Below are 13203 nucleotides of genomic sequence, written 5' to 3' on the forward strand. Positions count from 1 at the left end.
GCAAAGGTTCGGTATGAATATGACCGGAATGTTAAGTCATACTAAATTTAATGTTAAGTATTTGTATATATCCGGAAAGTGCTTCCAGACAGCAGCAGGCGGTTATTTTTCGCTGTCGAGGAAGAAATAGACCACGAGTATCTGCGCATTTTCTTCGCCGATATTGGCGGGTTTATGCCCTAAACGGCCATCGAAGAACAGGGAATCGCCTTCTTCGAGTACATATTTTTCATTATCGATCTGGTACTCTACTTTCCCTTTGATGATATATTTGTACTCATAGGCGTCTGTTTTCACGCTGTGTGCACGACGGGCGCCTTTTTTCAGTTCCAGCAGTACGATATCTACCGGAAAATTCTTCACATTTTTGGTCAGGACTCTTTTATAGACAAATCCTTTGGCTGGTTCTTTTTCGAACTCCTGATAAGCCGCTTTTTGCTTAATGATTACTTTGGCGCCCTGGGTCTGCTGGTCAATTTCATTGAAAAACTCGTTCATATCGAGGTTCAACGCTTTGATGATATTGATCAGTACCAGCAGGGAGGGTACGGTGCGGTTATTTTCTATCTGGGATATCAGGCCCTTGCTTACGTCTGCCTTATCAGCGAGCTCCTGAATCGTGATCCCTTTTGATTTCCGTTTTTCCTTGATCTTGTTGCTAATCTGAATAATGATGTCCTCCGTCATGATAACTGCTGATTATGATGCTTAATACAGGTCTGGTTCAACAAATATAGATAGAAACTCAGTTTTCTGTTATATTTACATAAATGAAGCTACATGTTCAGTATCGACCAAATTCTGGCTGTTACCTTTACGTTATTTGCGGTAATAGATATCGTAGGCTCCATACCCATCCTGGTTTCCCTGAAGGAGAAGCTGGGCCATATAGATGCCGGTAAAGCTACCTTGGCCTCTGGTTTCCTGATGATCCTTTTCTTTTTTGTAGGCGAACCTTTCCTGAAGCTACTCAGCGTAGACGTACATTCGTTTGCGGTAGCGGGGTCTATTGTTATTTTTGTCATCGGGCTGGAGATGATCCTGGGTATTGAATTTTTCAAGGGAGAACAGGATGCCAAGGCGGGCAGCATCGTTCCGATCGCCTTTCCCCTGGTAGCCGGATCGGGTACCCTGACCACTATTATGTCCCTCAAAGCCAACTTTGAACAGAATAATATCCTCACCGGTATCTTACTGAACCTGCTGATTGTATACATCGTTCTCCGCTGCCTGAATTTCATAGAACGCTTACTGGGCAAGGCCGGACTGATGGTTATACGTAAATTTTTCGGGGTTATCCTGCTGGCTATCGCCGTAAAAATCTTCAAAAGCAATATTAATCTTTAAATCTATTTGGGATTGTACAATAGAAAATGTAGCTTTGCCTACTTTTCCGGCCTCGTAGTACAATGGATAGTATAAGAGTTTCCGAAGCTCCAGATTCAAGTTCGATTCTTGACGAGGCCACCAGAAAGACTTTTCGCCCGGTTTCAGGTTTACTGAAATCGGGCGTTTTTCATTTATGGAATTAAATTCTGTGGAAAAGGTATAAAGAGAGATAAGGCAGGATGAAGTAAAAATGGCCCCAAACCTTACCCCTGATATTATTAACACCTAATCCCTACAGCCATGGAAGTAAGATTTTATTTAAAACTGTCCTAAGCTGTATGCAGCCGTATTTTTGCATTGATCAGCTATGACAACCAGCCCCTCAAATGTTATCTTTCAGACAAGATTCACCCACTCTATTGGTGCAATAAAAACAAATAAAGCATTTCCGGAGTATCCGGAATTTAATGCACGGCTACGGCTGGATTACTTAGATCACACTATTAAACGCACTTATCGCAAATACCGGAATGATCATGCCCCCTCACAGGAACAACTAAAAGGCTTTCAGGACATTGTTACCAGCAAAAAGGGACTACAGCAAATCTCCTTCTTTTCTTATTGCAAGGGCTTTAACATCCACTCAGAAAAAGGGGAACGCATCAGCCCAAAGACCAAACAAAAAATCTCACCTAATACGAACAAAGGGTACGTAACAACTTTGAGCCACCTGGAAAAGTTCCAAAAAACTATACCCGCAGGATTGCGCGATACCAGTATATAGAAGAATATACGATATTCATAGCAGAGTCATTAACACATTTCTGCAGTTTTACTGGCAGGGTTTACGATGATTTTTCACATATACTTGTGCAGACAATTGCTTACAGAAAGCAAAACCTGAAATTACAATGATATTTTTCCATCTTTTTAGCATTTTTTCATCAGCATTCAATATCTGATATTAAGCCAATTAATGCATCATAAAACATAGTATCGTGCCGTAAAAGTATGCCTGTGAATACTAACTCAAACTTTGGGGGTATTGCATCAGGAAGGAAACTATATCTTAATTTTTATCGTATTTATAGATATAAGACTTCGGTTACTTATCGCTTTGTTACTAACTATGCGTCATTATTTATGGCTCTCCATTGTTTTGACCTAGCGGATGCCGAAAAGCTATCAGAGTAGGCTTTATCTTTAATTTTAATAGTTATGAAAAAGTTAGAATTTAATGGTCTGCAGTTATTAACTATTGAACAACAAATGAATGTTACTGGGGGAGGTTTTTTGGATGTGATAATAGATAAAGCAAAAAATGCAACAGATGGATTAGTTGATGTAGTTGATACAAGCGAACATACACTTTCCCATGATTTAGGTAATGTAGTAAAAGACTTCTCCCGTTGGGGCAGAAATACTACAACAGGATTACTTTAGTAAAAAGGGCCTATTTCACTAAGTGTGTAAACTTAAAAATCGAGGATCAAATTAATAATTAGATTCTCACTCTTTTATCAAAAATAGTTAAAAACTGATTTAGGACCATGCCCCAGTTTCTAATGTGCATGGTCCATTTTTTTTGATGCATCCTGTAAAGCCAGGTAAACAGATTTAAATACGACTTCATCTGTAGGAAAGGATATTTTTTTAGTGTATATTCTAATTTCACCATTTAGGTTTTCGATAAGCTAACCCGGCTTTGCATTATCACTGCTCAGGTATGTTTTATCATAAAGAAAAACATATCCTTCATCCGTTTCAGATATAATACCTGCCAGTTGCTCACCGTAAAAAACTTTTCCTTTCTTACTCATTGTGATATGTTTTAGCTGCAGGAACCAGTTCCATTCCGAATAGTGCGAGTAGCTGATTCACTTTGTCCATTCTCATGGTTGTTTTTCCCTGCTCAATTTCTCTGATCAATCGTAATCCCAAACCTGATTTAAATGCAAGATCATGTTGTGTCATGCCATACTGCTTACGTTTGAGTTTAATTAATTCAGATAGATTGTTCATACTATACCCTTTAGGGTATAAAGATAACAAAAAACATTTTTATCATAACTATACCCTTTAAGGTATAATTATAGTAAAATATGATCATAATTATACCCCAAAGGGTATAATTATGATCTAAATAGAATCAATTAAAAGGTAGTTCGTAGAAAATTGGTTTGTGGTTCGTTTTGCATTTTACTTCAACCTCAAGGGGGTATTAAAAGGATTACTTAGAGCAGACATCAAAGTATATGATAATATTATCATCCATCCAGCAATTCCGATATAGGAGCCATCAACCATGATCAGGAGATCAGCTCTTTTATTTTATCCGTTTGTTTTCTTTCTTAAAAGAAAGTATTTAACAAGCGCTATCACCAGGGTCAAAATCAATCCCCATGCAGCGAAAATGCCTACTACTACCGCCTTAGCAGCGTAAACTGAATGCGTTATCCGTAAGTAAAAACTTACGACATAAATAAATACCAAAGCCGTGACGAATATCCACCATCTACTATTCATATTCCATTTTTTAAATGCTGTTAAATAAAGATATGTAATAATTTCATTTTGCAAGCAATACCCCGGTTACTATTCGTCATATTCCTTCAGGCATATTATTGCGCTGTTATAAATCTCACCAGTGCATTAAAGGTCTTTAAATCGTCTACACCATCCAGCGCTATATTTCTTTCCAACGTGGTTTCCATCATCATGATCAGATCTATACAATCCAGCGGATCCAGGCCCAGGTCTTCATACAAAAGAGCATCTTCATTTATCGGATTCCCATTACCCAGATTATGATCGCTGATGAGTCGTTGTAAACGTTCTGCAATGGCTGTCATAGGATGTATCAGTTATATCGCTGAGATTAAAAATAATGATCAAAAAAGTACCTTAAATATAATAGTAATTTTATTTTCAATGCACTATTTATCTGCCGTTTCCGAAACAGCCAGCTACTACAAAATGACATTACCAGTATGAGCAATGACTCACACAGTTCCGCGACGACGACATAACGGCAACACCAGTCCGCTGCAAACACATCCTATGGCTTGATCGCAGATCAGGCGCCCCTGAGGATTACCACAAATAAAAAACGGGCACTCACCTTCCGTCATTCCATTTCCTTTAATTGTTTTCATTGTTTTTCTGTTGAGAGATTTGCCAGGTATTGACTTGTTTTTCATAACGAATGATTTAGCAGGTAAATGATATAGACAATAGGTATTGTACAGGCTGAAAGGAAGTATTACTACTGTAAGATATTATATGCGGCTGTAATAAAATATCAGTACATCATACCCACTGATACTGACGCTATCAGCATTCTATAAAACAGCAAGATCCGGTATTGGTACCGGATCTTGCTGTTTTATAGAATGCACCTGTGCTGTTGCCTCTATTCAGGCATTTTTTTTCGCCGACCTGACAGGAGTTGTAACAAGCACTCAACAGATCTGTCTATCAGATATTTGGATGCAGATTAATATTGATATCATCTATAAATGAAAAATCTGAAGTATCTAAATCATTGGATAATCTTTCCAGCCCATAACGGACATTAAGTTGTTGATGCATATAATATAATGTTTCTCCCTGTCTATCTAAATCTACATTAATACCAATGCCGCCATAAATACTTTTCTGTTCTTTTTCTGTGAGCAATACCAATGCTTCATTGAAGGATACTTTTCCTGTGCGCATAAGTAAATCATTTAATAGATTACGCCTACTCTGAGAGCTTTTCGGCATCCGCTGGATCACTAAACAAGGAAGCGGATTTTCAGTGAGGAAAATGTAACAATAGTAGATAACCCGTTCTATGTTACTTACGACAAAACAGTGCATGCAGTTTTCTTTATTTCCACGTGCTAAGGCCCTGTATGCTATCCGAATAAAACAATAACCGCTCCGGACATCTTTCCATAAAAAACCCTGATCACCTTAATGATCAGGGTACTTATCTCAAATAATATCAATTATTATACAGCTACCTCTTACATTCCAATTTCTCTATCCGTTCCAGCAACTGTTTGTTTTGCTGCACTTGTTGCATTTTCAATTGCTCATTTTCTTTTTTGAGTTCAATCAGATACAACGTCAGTTCTTCCACTTTCTGCAACAGCTTTTTATTCATCTCTCCCAAATCAACTCCTGTAATTGCGACCTCTTTAGCGGATGGAATATCCGGCAGATGCTGATGCGTTTTGATAAAGTCTGCTACTTCTGTTAATGGCTTTAAACGGTATTCCGGCAGGAATACAAAATCGGCCCAACCCTGTTGCGTGACTTTTACTCTTTGGGCGCCAATCGTACCATTTACAGCCAGTTTAAAATCCTTGTCTGGTGCAGTGGTACCAATCCCCACATTACCTGCTGCATTGATGATTAACCGGGGTACACCGGCAGTAAATAATTTCATACCACCAAAGGCACTCAGCCAAAAAGAGTTACCCAAATTGCTCCAGCTATCGGTTGTCCATTGCATACCATAATGGGGTTGCACTTTATTATCGTATGGAAACTGGTCTGTTAATATAGTTCCTACTTTCACATTGGTTTGCAGGGAAAGACTGTTGAAGAGATTCGTACTTCCATCTACGTAATTAATGGGTAATAAATAATACTTGCTGCTATCAAAGTCATACTTCACACCACCGGTCGTCAGCGTCAGCAGGGGGTTAGCCGGTGCAGTGACCGTTTGTCCGTAAGGGGCCGTATTCAAAGGGCTTCCGCCTGCAAAGTTGCCCGCAAAACGATAAAAAAGATTACCCCATTGATGATTCGATCGTACCCAAACGGCATCATTAAAAATGTAAAAATTAGCACTCAGCGGATTACCGGAAGTACACCGTATCTCCAATCCATCAAAACGATCTGCCTTACCTTCCAGCTTATCTATCCGGATGCGGTAGGTGGCCTGCCGGTCATAATAGTTGGCATCTCCCTGAATACTCACGTCTATGACAGATGCATACCGATCGGTACCCGCGTTTATCTGAAATAACTTATAGTACAAAAGGCTGTAGGGGCTGGCGCCCAATTGTGTAGGCCCTACTGTTATCCAGGCATCCACCGTGCTGCCCTGTGCTATACACTTCCTGGCTGTTATTGTTAAAAAAAGGACTGTTAATAAACAGACAACTGTTATACATCTTCTTTGCATAGGTATTTAGGGGGTTTAATATTCCATTGTGATCATGCAAAGGTAAAGGCTTACAACAGGAAAATACAGCTCCTCCATCCTCATTTATCCATCATTAACAACAATTAATATATCCCTTCGTTTATCCATTACCGACAGATAATAAAATGACGGGTGCCAAACTATAGCAGCCCATGGGTTTAATTTACAGCTCCCTGGAGCATTAGCTGTAATTCCTGATCATATAACCCTATCTATATAATTACCTAAACAATCAATGTAGAACCATGAAAACACACAAAACAATCGGAAAACATCTCAAGAGAGCTGCATTAAAAACAATCCATGGTGGCATCAATAGTGCTGCACTGGCTTGCCAGGGAAAATCCTGCCGGACATCTGACGACTGCCAAAGTAGCAAAGGCCCGATCACTTGTGCCTGTCTGTTCTATGCTGCCCGCTGCGTAAGCATTTAACAACACTCTTTCCGGCCTGTACTTTCAAAATGGCTGAAAGGCAGGCCGGATCAATCGTCTATATACTTGTAGTACTTTCTCTTTTCAGCAATCAAAAAAATCGCAGGGTGTAATACCCAATGCTTCCGCGAGGGAGTAAAGTGTAGGAACAGTAGGGCTTATGGCGCCTATTTCTATCTTGCGGATCTGTGAATGATCAATATCTGCCAATAGTGCCAGCTGACGCATACTTAGCTTCTTGCCTTTTCTAAGCTTGCGCAGCTTTTCACCAAATTCCTGCTTAATCTGATTGGCCCTTTCATGCATAGGGGCAAAATGAACCAATACTGAAAAATAAATGTGGTCAAATTTTACCCATTCCTGGACTTTTATTATCTTACGTTATCTTTGCTGCCCTAAATTATCAGGGGCATCGCTTTGATCCTGTCCGACCCGCCAAAAATAGGACACAGGGTAGAGTGAAGCCCGCGACTTTTGTGCGCGGGCTCTTCTTGTCCGTGTCTACCTTGGCGGGTCGGGCGGCAGGTTGAGTTCCGCGCCTTTTCTATCTATTCCGGCTCCGGATCTCCATAGAAAAATCCAGGTTTATAGCCATCAATTACAGGTCAGTTACACCTGACAGTTGCTGGTATATAGTATGCACCCTAAATCTATCAGTATGAAAACAGGAACACCCGGAAGCACGCCACATGCCGCGAAAAAAGACAAGAAAGAATTTACCAAAGGAGCCGTAGCCGCAAACGTATTCAACAAACTACTGCCCATACCTATGATATATACCGCAGAAGAGCGCAGAGAACTGGAGAAAAAAGCCCAACACATCAGCTCCCGGTACTTCAAGTCAGCAGACCATACCGCTACCTGTAGTGTGGTGATTGTTGATAATGCCTATAACATTTACGTACATACCGGTAATATTGGTGCAGGTGCTGTGATTGAAAGCTATAGCTATAGTTCCAATGCTATATAAGCCAGGAAACAATCTTCAAACTGAAATGCATCTTTATATACAACGCCATGGTAGACTATACCCATCGTAAAAGCTAACGGCAGATACATGATCTGCCGTTAGTTTTTATCTGTTATCAATTAATCGTTATTACCTGGTCAACAGCACTTTCCCTCTTATCACCTTCCCATTCTTCGTTTGTACCTGAATAAAATAAAACCCATCCGGCAACAATACCGGCAGTTGCAAACTATTATTATTCATCACCTCCCGGTAAACCGGCCGCCCTTGTACATCGGTGACTAAAACCCGGCTACCACCAGTCTCCTGCTTAGTACGTAGTTGCATATATCCGGTCGTCGGATTCGGGAAGAAATAACTTTCATTATCTACCGCAGCACCTACCGGTTGTATCCACTTGTTAGTGGCTTTGGCAGCTGTATTAAACCGCTCATTCACCACCACCCGGATACCCACATGGTTGCTGCTGCAAACCCCACTGTCGACCCCGGCATAATAGGTAGTGGTCACATCCGGAATGACCAGATACGGACTGCCGGTAAATACCGGTACGCCACCATTAGGTGTCTCATACCATTGAATGGTATTACCATAGTTGGAAAAGGCTTCCAGCAGCACAGTATCGCCCGCAAATATGGAGATAATGGAATCCACCACAAAAGGCTGTTGTGGCGACGGATACACCGTTACAGGTGCTTCTACCCGGATGCTATTACAGCCATTGCTATCTGCCTGCGCATAATAACTGGTGGTATACGCCGGCCCTACATACAAGCTATCGCCTACAAATAACGGAGCGCCGCCGGTTCTCGTTTCATACCATTTGATGTTATATCCCACTGCGGTCAGCAATACTGAATCGCCGTTACAGATATTCAGGTAGCCGCTGACCTCCCGTACAACCGGTTTTGGTTTCACCGAAATAGTCACCCCTACCCGATCGCTGCTACAGCCATTGTTATTCACCTGTGCATAGTAGGTGGTGGCCGTATCCGGATTTACCCGGAATGGTTTTCCACTATATAACAGCGAGCCGCCGGTAAGCGAATCATGCCAGGTTACATTCAGACCCGTAGCCGTGATAGATATGCCATCGCCTTTACAGATGGTGGTACTGCGGGTAGTTACCGGTACGGCAGGCTTGGCTCTTACAGTAACGGTAACGCCTGTACGCTTACTGGTACAGCCATCACTCTCTACCTGCGCATAATAGGTAGTAGTAGTGGCTGGCTTCACTACAAAGGGACTGCCCGAATACAATAGTCCATCACCGGTAGCTGTATTATACCAGCGGATATTGTTGCCGGTGGCCGTCAACACGGCAGAGTCCCCAATACAGATACCCGAAGGGCCACCTGCTACCGGTGCTGCCGGCTTTGGTAACAGTGTAACGGTAACGGGCACACGTACGCTGCTGCAACTGCCACTGATGGCAGCCACATAATAGGTGGTGTTTTTGGATGGCTTCACCCGGAAAGTATTACCGGTAGCCAGTGGCGCATCGCCGGTGGCGCCGGCATACCAGCTGATCGAGGTACCACTCACAGCTGGCACGGTAAAAGTGGCCGTATCGCCGGTGCAGATGATCGCATTGCCGGGAGTTGCCACTGGTGCTGCTGGTGCCACTGATTGACGGCGGGCATAATACAACCGGAATCCGGTTAACTGCCCCTGTTGTACACTGGACAGGGTTAGCTTTACCCGGTCGAAACGCCTGGCGGGCTTCAGCAATATGGCTGCACGCGTACCATTATGCGTTAGCTGTACGATGCCAGCTGTTACCGTCTGTGCATCGTTGTTGGAAAGGGTACCATTGTAGGTTTGTACTGTTACCCCGCTAAATAAACCGGTATGCAGCACACTGTTGCTGCTACCAATACCAATCACCAGGGAATCACATCCGATTGTACTGCTACCGGAAAAAATCAGGGTCTGTTCTACACTCACGCCCGACAGGACGCCATTCATTACAAAAACGGAATAGTCATCAAGACTGTTACTATTGACGGGGTTTTCGGGGTTACTGACACTACATGAAAAACAATTGCCATTTACCCGGTTGGATTGGCTGCCGGCATATATTGCCTGGCCATGGCTCTTTGAAGTAACATACAAACAAGTCATTAACAGACATACAAATGGTTTTAAGAGGTACAACCGCATTTTCATAAAGAGGAGTTTAATATTGAACAGTAATGATGATGCAGGAGGATAAAAGGACCACTTCACAGGGGGGAACCAGGCTGTCAGTGTATTGTGACAAAGAACTGAAAACAAGCTACTTCCCGGCAGCTGCACGGGAAAAGCGATAGTAGTTTCAAGGACAGCTGTCAGCCAAAAGGGTCGTCAGGACAGATACCAAAACGCTGCTGCAGCTATGTATTTTACGGCTGCTGCGCAAAACTATCATTTTACACTGAGGCTAATTCGCATCCATTTAAAAGCAATACGGTAATAACATGGATCATAAAACAGGAAATGTGGCTATCGCAGAGAAAGGCTATGTAGGTGCGGATTACTTTTTCCGTTTCTTCTTCCCGGTTTTGGCCTCCTTCCGGGCAAGGGTATGTAGCAGCTCATCTTCCACTCCGATCAGATCTGCCAGGGTTATTAACTCTTCGATTGTAAACAGACCAGGATGATCCAGCTTCTTCAGAAAGGTGAGATATCCTACACCTAAGTGTTTGTAAATATTGGTTTTAGACACATAATCGAATATTTCAGCAATCCGGGATATACCTCCGGCTTCCAGTAAGGCCTTTACAGCTGCATATTTCTTTTCCTGTGCCATTACCGAAAAGTAATAACATATTTATTGTATGCGACAATAAATTACTATATAGATAGTAATTATTTCAATTTGATAATTAATAATTCTCATTCAGGAATTTTATATGTACATTCTTATTAACTTAGCTACCTGTTACTATTGCCGGTATCAGGATACCGGAAAGCCGGATAACCATTCCCTGTATGCGCCATACCATTGGCTGCTGTAGCCATACCATACGATGTAATCATCTATCTGAATAAAATATAACCAGATGGCCACCTCATTTATTCACTGGCAAAAATCCAAACGTATCCTTGCCCTGGAAGCAAGTGCTATTGACCGGTACCTTTTGCATACCATCTTTGGAAGAATCAATATTGCTGCTGATATTACTTCCAACTTGCCTGATGGGCTGCAGGCCGCCGGTCAACACGCCTATCATGCGGTATTCCTGGATTGGCTGCTGGCAGACTCACAGGTATCCCCTCTTCAAACTATCTGTACCTGTAAACAGCTGGCACAGGTACCCGTTGTAGTGATGTCATGCGATGTATACCCGGCATCCCGCCAGGCAGCTCTTCAGGCCGGTGCAGCCCTGTATATACATAAACCACTGACCACCCGGCTGATGATAGACATCCTGTTAACAATACTTCCTTTGTGATGTTATTATTTACGACATCACCTCCCTGCAATGGCGTACTCATTCCGGTATGTTTTCATAAACATCAGCCATGTATCCGATCGTTGTCTTTTCAAAAAATGTTATGGGTAATATTTATAAGAAAGAAACCATCAGTCTGCAGTTACATTATTATGCTATAAAAATAGCCGTTCAGCAGGCAGAAATACGTATCTGTTCACAACAACAACGACAGCTGCATCTATACAAAAAGATGCTATGTCTGCTTGCTGTTACCTTGCTGCTGGTTATCCTCTTCACGCTCTGGTTTACCCTGCTGGTAGCATAATACAACGTATCTTTTCCTTTCTGGTACCTCATGATCATCTGCAGATAATATTTAACCTTTATTTTTACATCTTCCGAAAAGCACATCCCTTTAATCAGATACCTATGCATAAACGTGTATATTCCCTACTACTGTCAGTAGTGGCGCTGTCTCAGGCAAAAGCCCAGACACCCATTTACAATCAAACGACTTTACAATCTCCCGCCAGTTTCAATATTTCAGGCGCGGCACAATCCAGTACCATCCTTACCACTATTGGTACCAGTGCCGGCGGGGAAGCACATATCCAACTGTTTAATGGCACCGGAAACAACGCGGCTAATCTTAGATGGCAACAGGTGCTGATGGGTGCAGAAACACCTGCCAATGCCGGTGCAGACTTTAGACTCCTGCGGTATTCCAATACAGGTACTTTACTGGGTAATGGTCTCACCATTGAAAGAGCGACCGGCAACATTATCGTCAATCAACTGACTGCTGCCAACGGCTCCAAAATACAAGGTACCGGCAGCACCAGTAACCAGTCTTACCTGCAGTTCATGCAAAACGACAATACTACCCGGGAAGGCTTTATTGGTATAGGTTCCAGCACACTAAAAGATATGTACCTGGTGAGTGATAACGGCAATGTAAACCTGCAACCCAAACCTGGCGGCGGATTGTTGCAGATAGCGCCTACCCAGGTATTGAACACTACCGGTGGTTTGTTATTAGCCAATGCTACTTCCAACCAGATCAGCTTTAAAGCCGTAGCTGCTGCTCCGCCATCTTTCTCCACCAGAAGTGCCGGCACTAAAATTATACTGTGGGATACCCCGGTAAGCGCCACTACAGCCGGATGGGGTATTGGTATAGAAGACTTCCATATGTGGCTGGGACTCCCCACCAGCGACGCTAATCAGGGATTCAAATTCTATGGAGGCACCACACAGATTGCCCGCATTGACGGCACCGGTAATTCAGAATGGAATGGACAAGGACGGTTCAAAGGATGGCTCACTGGTACCGCAGCGACCGGCCCTGCAGCAGAAATCGGCATCGCCGGCGGCATGGCTTACCTGATAGGATTTAACAGAACTACTAACAACTATACACCATTGAAATTATCCGGCGGTAGCACCAATACCAATCAAACCGTTATCACCGTCAATGAACAGGGTGTAAGTATTGCTAATAATACACCACAGCTACCTATCCGGCTCATGGTAAATGGGGGTATTACTGCCCGGAATTTAAAAATCACACAAACCGGATGGGCAGATTATGTTTTCCGGCCTGATTATCCGCTGCGCCCCCTCGCTGAGGTAGCCGCTTATATTGATACGCACCAACATCTTCCTGGTATTCCGGATGCCGCCACCGTAGCCAAAGAAGGTATAGAGGTAGGAGATATCAATAAACGACTCCTGGAAAAAATAGAAGAACTCACCTTATACCTGATTGAACAGGACAAAAAAATAAAAGCACTCGAAGCCTGGAAAGCACAACAGGAAAAACAACACTAACATAAAAGGGAAAGCCGGTTG

At 42.6% G+C, this 13203-nt stretch carries 17 protein-coding genes and 1 tRNA gene; 8 read left to right on the top strand and 10 right to left on the bottom strand.

Going from position 1 to position 13203, the window contains the following annotated elements; genetic code table 11:
* Nucleotides 1-102 precede the first annotated feature (102 nt).
* Nucleotides 103-687, bottom strand: coding sequence for a helix-turn-helix domain-containing protein (locus tag OL444_RS01270; protein WP_264735061.1), 585 nt, complete (start codon nt 685-687; stop codon nt 103-105).
* A gap of 93 nt (nt 688-780) precedes the next feature.
* On the opposite strand from OL444_RS01270, the gene OL444_RS01275 reads away from it, so the two are divergent.
* The 4 genes from OL444_RS01275 to OL444_RS01290 all read left to right on the top strand — a co-directional run bounded on the left by OL444_RS01275 (nt 781) and on the right by OL444_RS01290 (nt 2772).
* Nucleotides 781-1347, top strand: coding sequence for a MarC family protein (locus OL444_RS01275; RefSeq protein WP_264735060.1), 567 nt, complete (start codon nt 781-783; stop codon nt 1345-1347).
* A 48-nt stretch (nt 1348-1395) separates the two neighbouring features.
* Nucleotides 1396-1470 (top strand) — tRNA-Arg (locus OL444_RS01280).
* 226 nt (nt 1471-1696) lie between these two features.
* On the top strand, nt 1697-2113 hold the full coding sequence (locus tag OL444_RS01285; RefSeq protein ID WP_264735059.1) for a hypothetical protein: 417 nt from the start codon (nt 1697-1699) through the stop codon (nt 2111-2113).
* A gap of 434 nt (nt 2114-2547) precedes the next feature.
* Nucleotides 2548-2772, top strand: a complete 225-nt coding sequence (locus OL444_RS01290; RefSeq protein ID WP_264735058.1) for a hypothetical protein — start codon at nt 2548-2550, stop codon at nt 2770-2772.
* A 251-nt stretch (nt 2773-3023) separates the two neighbouring features.
* Here OL444_RS01290 and OL444_RS01295 read toward each other — a convergent pair whose 3' ends face one another.
* The 7 genes from OL444_RS01295 to OL444_RS01325 form a co-directional block, all read right to left on the bottom strand.
* Nucleotides 3024-3149, bottom strand: coding sequence for a hypothetical protein (locus OL444_RS01295; protein ID WP_264735057.1), 126 nt, complete (start codon nt 3147-3149; stop codon nt 3024-3026).
* Nucleotides 3142-3351: a helix-turn-helix transcriptional regulator gene (locus tag OL444_RS01300; protein ID WP_264735056.1), complete on the bottom strand. Its 210-nt coding sequence runs from the start codon at nt 3349-3351 to the stop codon at nt 3142-3144. The genes OL444_RS01295 and OL444_RS01300 overlap by 8 nt, the downstream gene beginning before the upstream one ends.
* A gap of 599 nt (nt 3352-3950) precedes the next feature.
* Nucleotides 3951-4181: an acyl carrier protein gene (locus OL444_RS01305; RefSeq protein ID WP_264735055.1), complete on the bottom strand. Its 231-nt coding sequence runs from the start codon at nt 4179-4181 to the stop codon at nt 3951-3953.
* 150 nt (nt 4182-4331) lie between these two features.
* Nucleotides 4332-4529 (bottom strand): hypothetical protein, encoded by a 198-nt coding sequence (locus OL444_RS01310; protein ID WP_264735054.1) that lies wholly within the window; start codon nt 4527-4529, stop codon nt 4332-4334.
* Between the two features lie 277 nt (nt 4530-4806).
* Complete coding sequence (locus OL444_RS01315; RefSeq protein ID WP_264735053.1) at nt 4807-5046, bottom strand: hypothetical protein; 240 nt, start codon at nt 5044-5046, stop codon at nt 4807-4809.
* A 286-nt stretch (nt 5047-5332) separates the two neighbouring features.
* Entirely contained in the window at nt 5333-6508 is a 1176-nt protein-coding gene (locus OL444_RS01320; RefSeq protein WP_264735052.1) for a hypothetical protein, read from the bottom strand.
* 539 nt (nt 6509-7047) lie between these two features.
* On the bottom strand, nt 7048-7269 hold the full coding sequence (locus OL444_RS01325; RefSeq protein WP_264735051.1) for a helix-turn-helix domain-containing protein: 222 nt from the start codon (nt 7267-7269) through the stop codon (nt 7048-7050).
* Nucleotides 7270-7621: 352 nt separating this feature from the next.
* Here OL444_RS01325 and OL444_RS01330 point away from each other — a divergent pair, with 352 nt between their 5' ends.
* A complete protein-coding gene (locus OL444_RS01330) occupies nt 7622-7933 on the top strand; it encodes a hypothetical protein (RefSeq protein WP_264735050.1) in 312 nt (103 codons plus the stop codon).
* Nucleotides 7934-8062: 129 nt separating this feature from the next.
* On the opposite strand, the gene OL444_RS01335 is transcribed toward OL444_RS01330, so the two are convergent.
* The gene (locus OL444_RS01335; protein WP_264735049.1) at nt 8063-10102 is read right to left on the bottom strand and encodes an Ig-like domain-containing protein; all 2040 of its coding nucleotides are present in this window, start codon (nt 10100-10102) and stop codon (nt 8063-8065) included.
* A 346-nt stretch (nt 10103-10448) separates the two neighbouring features.
* Complete coding sequence (locus OL444_RS01340) at nt 10449-10724, bottom strand: hypothetical protein (protein ID WP_264735048.1); 276 nt, start codon at nt 10722-10724, stop codon at nt 10449-10451.
* A gap of 253 nt (nt 10725-10977) precedes the next feature.
* On the opposite strand from OL444_RS01340, the gene OL444_RS01345 reads away from it, so the two are divergent.
* From OL444_RS01345 to OL444_RS01355, 3 genes are all read left to right on the top strand, one after another.
* Nucleotides 10978-11370 carry a response regulator gene (locus tag OL444_RS01345; protein ID WP_264735047.1) on the top strand — a complete coding sequence of 131 codons (393 nt, stop codon included), beginning with the start codon at nt 10978-10980 and terminating at the stop codon, nt 11368-11370.
* A gap of 103 nt (nt 11371-11473) precedes the next feature.
* Nucleotides 11474-11677 carry a hypothetical protein gene (locus OL444_RS01350; RefSeq protein ID WP_264735046.1) on the top strand — a complete coding sequence of 68 codons (204 nt, stop codon included), beginning with the start codon at nt 11474-11476 and terminating at the stop codon, nt 11675-11677.
* 104 nt (nt 11678-11781) lie between these two features.
* Nucleotides 11782-13182: a hypothetical protein gene (locus OL444_RS01355; protein ID WP_264735045.1), complete on the top strand. Its 1401-nt coding sequence runs from the start codon at nt 11782-11784 to the stop codon at nt 13180-13182.
* Nucleotides 13183-13203: the final 21 nt, after the last annotated feature.

This window comes from Chitinophaga nivalis (assembly GCF_025989125.1).
Lineage (GTDB): Bacteria > Bacteroidota > Bacteroidia > Chitinophagales > Chitinophagaceae > Chitinophaga > Chitinophaga nivalis.

Excerpts from the sequence above, each read along its gene's own strand:
- OL444_RS01270 (WP_264735061.1), bottom strand. The coding sequence starts at position 687 with ATGACGGAGGACATCATTATTCAGATTAGCAACAAGATCAAGGAAAAA.
- OL444_RS01275 (WP_264735060.1), top strand. The coding sequence starts at position 781 with ATGTTCAGTATCGACCAAATTCTGGCTGTTACCTTTACGTTATTTGCG.
- OL444_RS01285 (WP_264735059.1), top strand. The coding sequence starts at position 1,697 with ATGACAACCAGCCCCTCAAATGTTATCTTTCAGACAAGATTCACCCAC.
- OL444_RS01290 (WP_264735058.1), top strand. The coding sequence starts at position 2,548 with ATGAAAAAGTTAGAATTTAATGGTCTGCAGTTATTAACTATTGAACAA.
- OL444_RS01295 (WP_264735057.1), bottom strand. The coding sequence starts at position 3,149 with ATGAGTAAGAAAGGAAAAGTTTTTTACGGTGAGCAACTGGCAGGTATT.
- OL444_RS01300 (WP_264735056.1), bottom strand. The coding sequence starts at position 3,351 with ATGAACAATCTATCTGAATTAATTAAACTCAAACGTAAGCAGTATGGC.
- OL444_RS01305 (WP_264735055.1), bottom strand. The coding sequence starts at position 4,181 with ATGACAGCCATTGCAGAACGTTTACAACGACTCATCAGCGATCATAAT.
- OL444_RS01310 (WP_264735054.1), bottom strand. The coding sequence starts at position 4,529 with ATGAAAAACAAGTCAATACCTGGCAAATCTCTCAACAGAAAAACAATG.
- OL444_RS01315 (WP_264735053.1), bottom strand. The coding sequence starts at position 5,046 with ATGCGCACAGGAAAAGTATCCTTCAATGAAGCATTGGTATTGCTCACA.
- OL444_RS01320 (WP_264735052.1), bottom strand. The coding sequence starts at position 6,508 with ATGCAAAGAAGATGTATAACAGTTGTCTGTTTATTAACAGTCCTTTTT.
- OL444_RS01325 (WP_264735051.1), bottom strand. The coding sequence starts at position 7,269 with ATGCATGAAAGGGCCAATCAGATTAAGCAGGAATTTGGTGAAAAGCTG.
- OL444_RS01330 (WP_264735050.1), top strand. The coding sequence starts at position 7,622 with ATGAAAACAGGAACACCCGGAAGCACGCCACATGCCGCGAAAAAAGAC.
- OL444_RS01335 (WP_264735049.1), bottom strand. The coding sequence starts at position 10,102 with ATGAAAATGCGGTTGTACCTCTTAAAACCATTTGTATGTCTGTTAATG.
- OL444_RS01340 (WP_264735048.1), bottom strand. The coding sequence starts at position 10,724 with ATGGCACAGGAAAAGAAATATGCAGCTGTAAAGGCCTTACTGGAAGCC.
- OL444_RS01345 (WP_264735047.1), top strand. The coding sequence starts at position 10,978 with ATGGCCACCTCATTTATTCACTGGCAAAAATCCAAACGTATCCTTGCC.
- OL444_RS01350 (WP_264735046.1), top strand. The coding sequence starts at position 11,474 with ATGGGTAATATTTATAAGAAAGAAACCATCAGTCTGCAGTTACATTAT.
- OL444_RS01355 (WP_264735045.1), top strand. The coding sequence starts at position 11,782 with ATGCATAAACGTGTATATTCCCTACTACTGTCAGTAGTGGCGCTGTCT.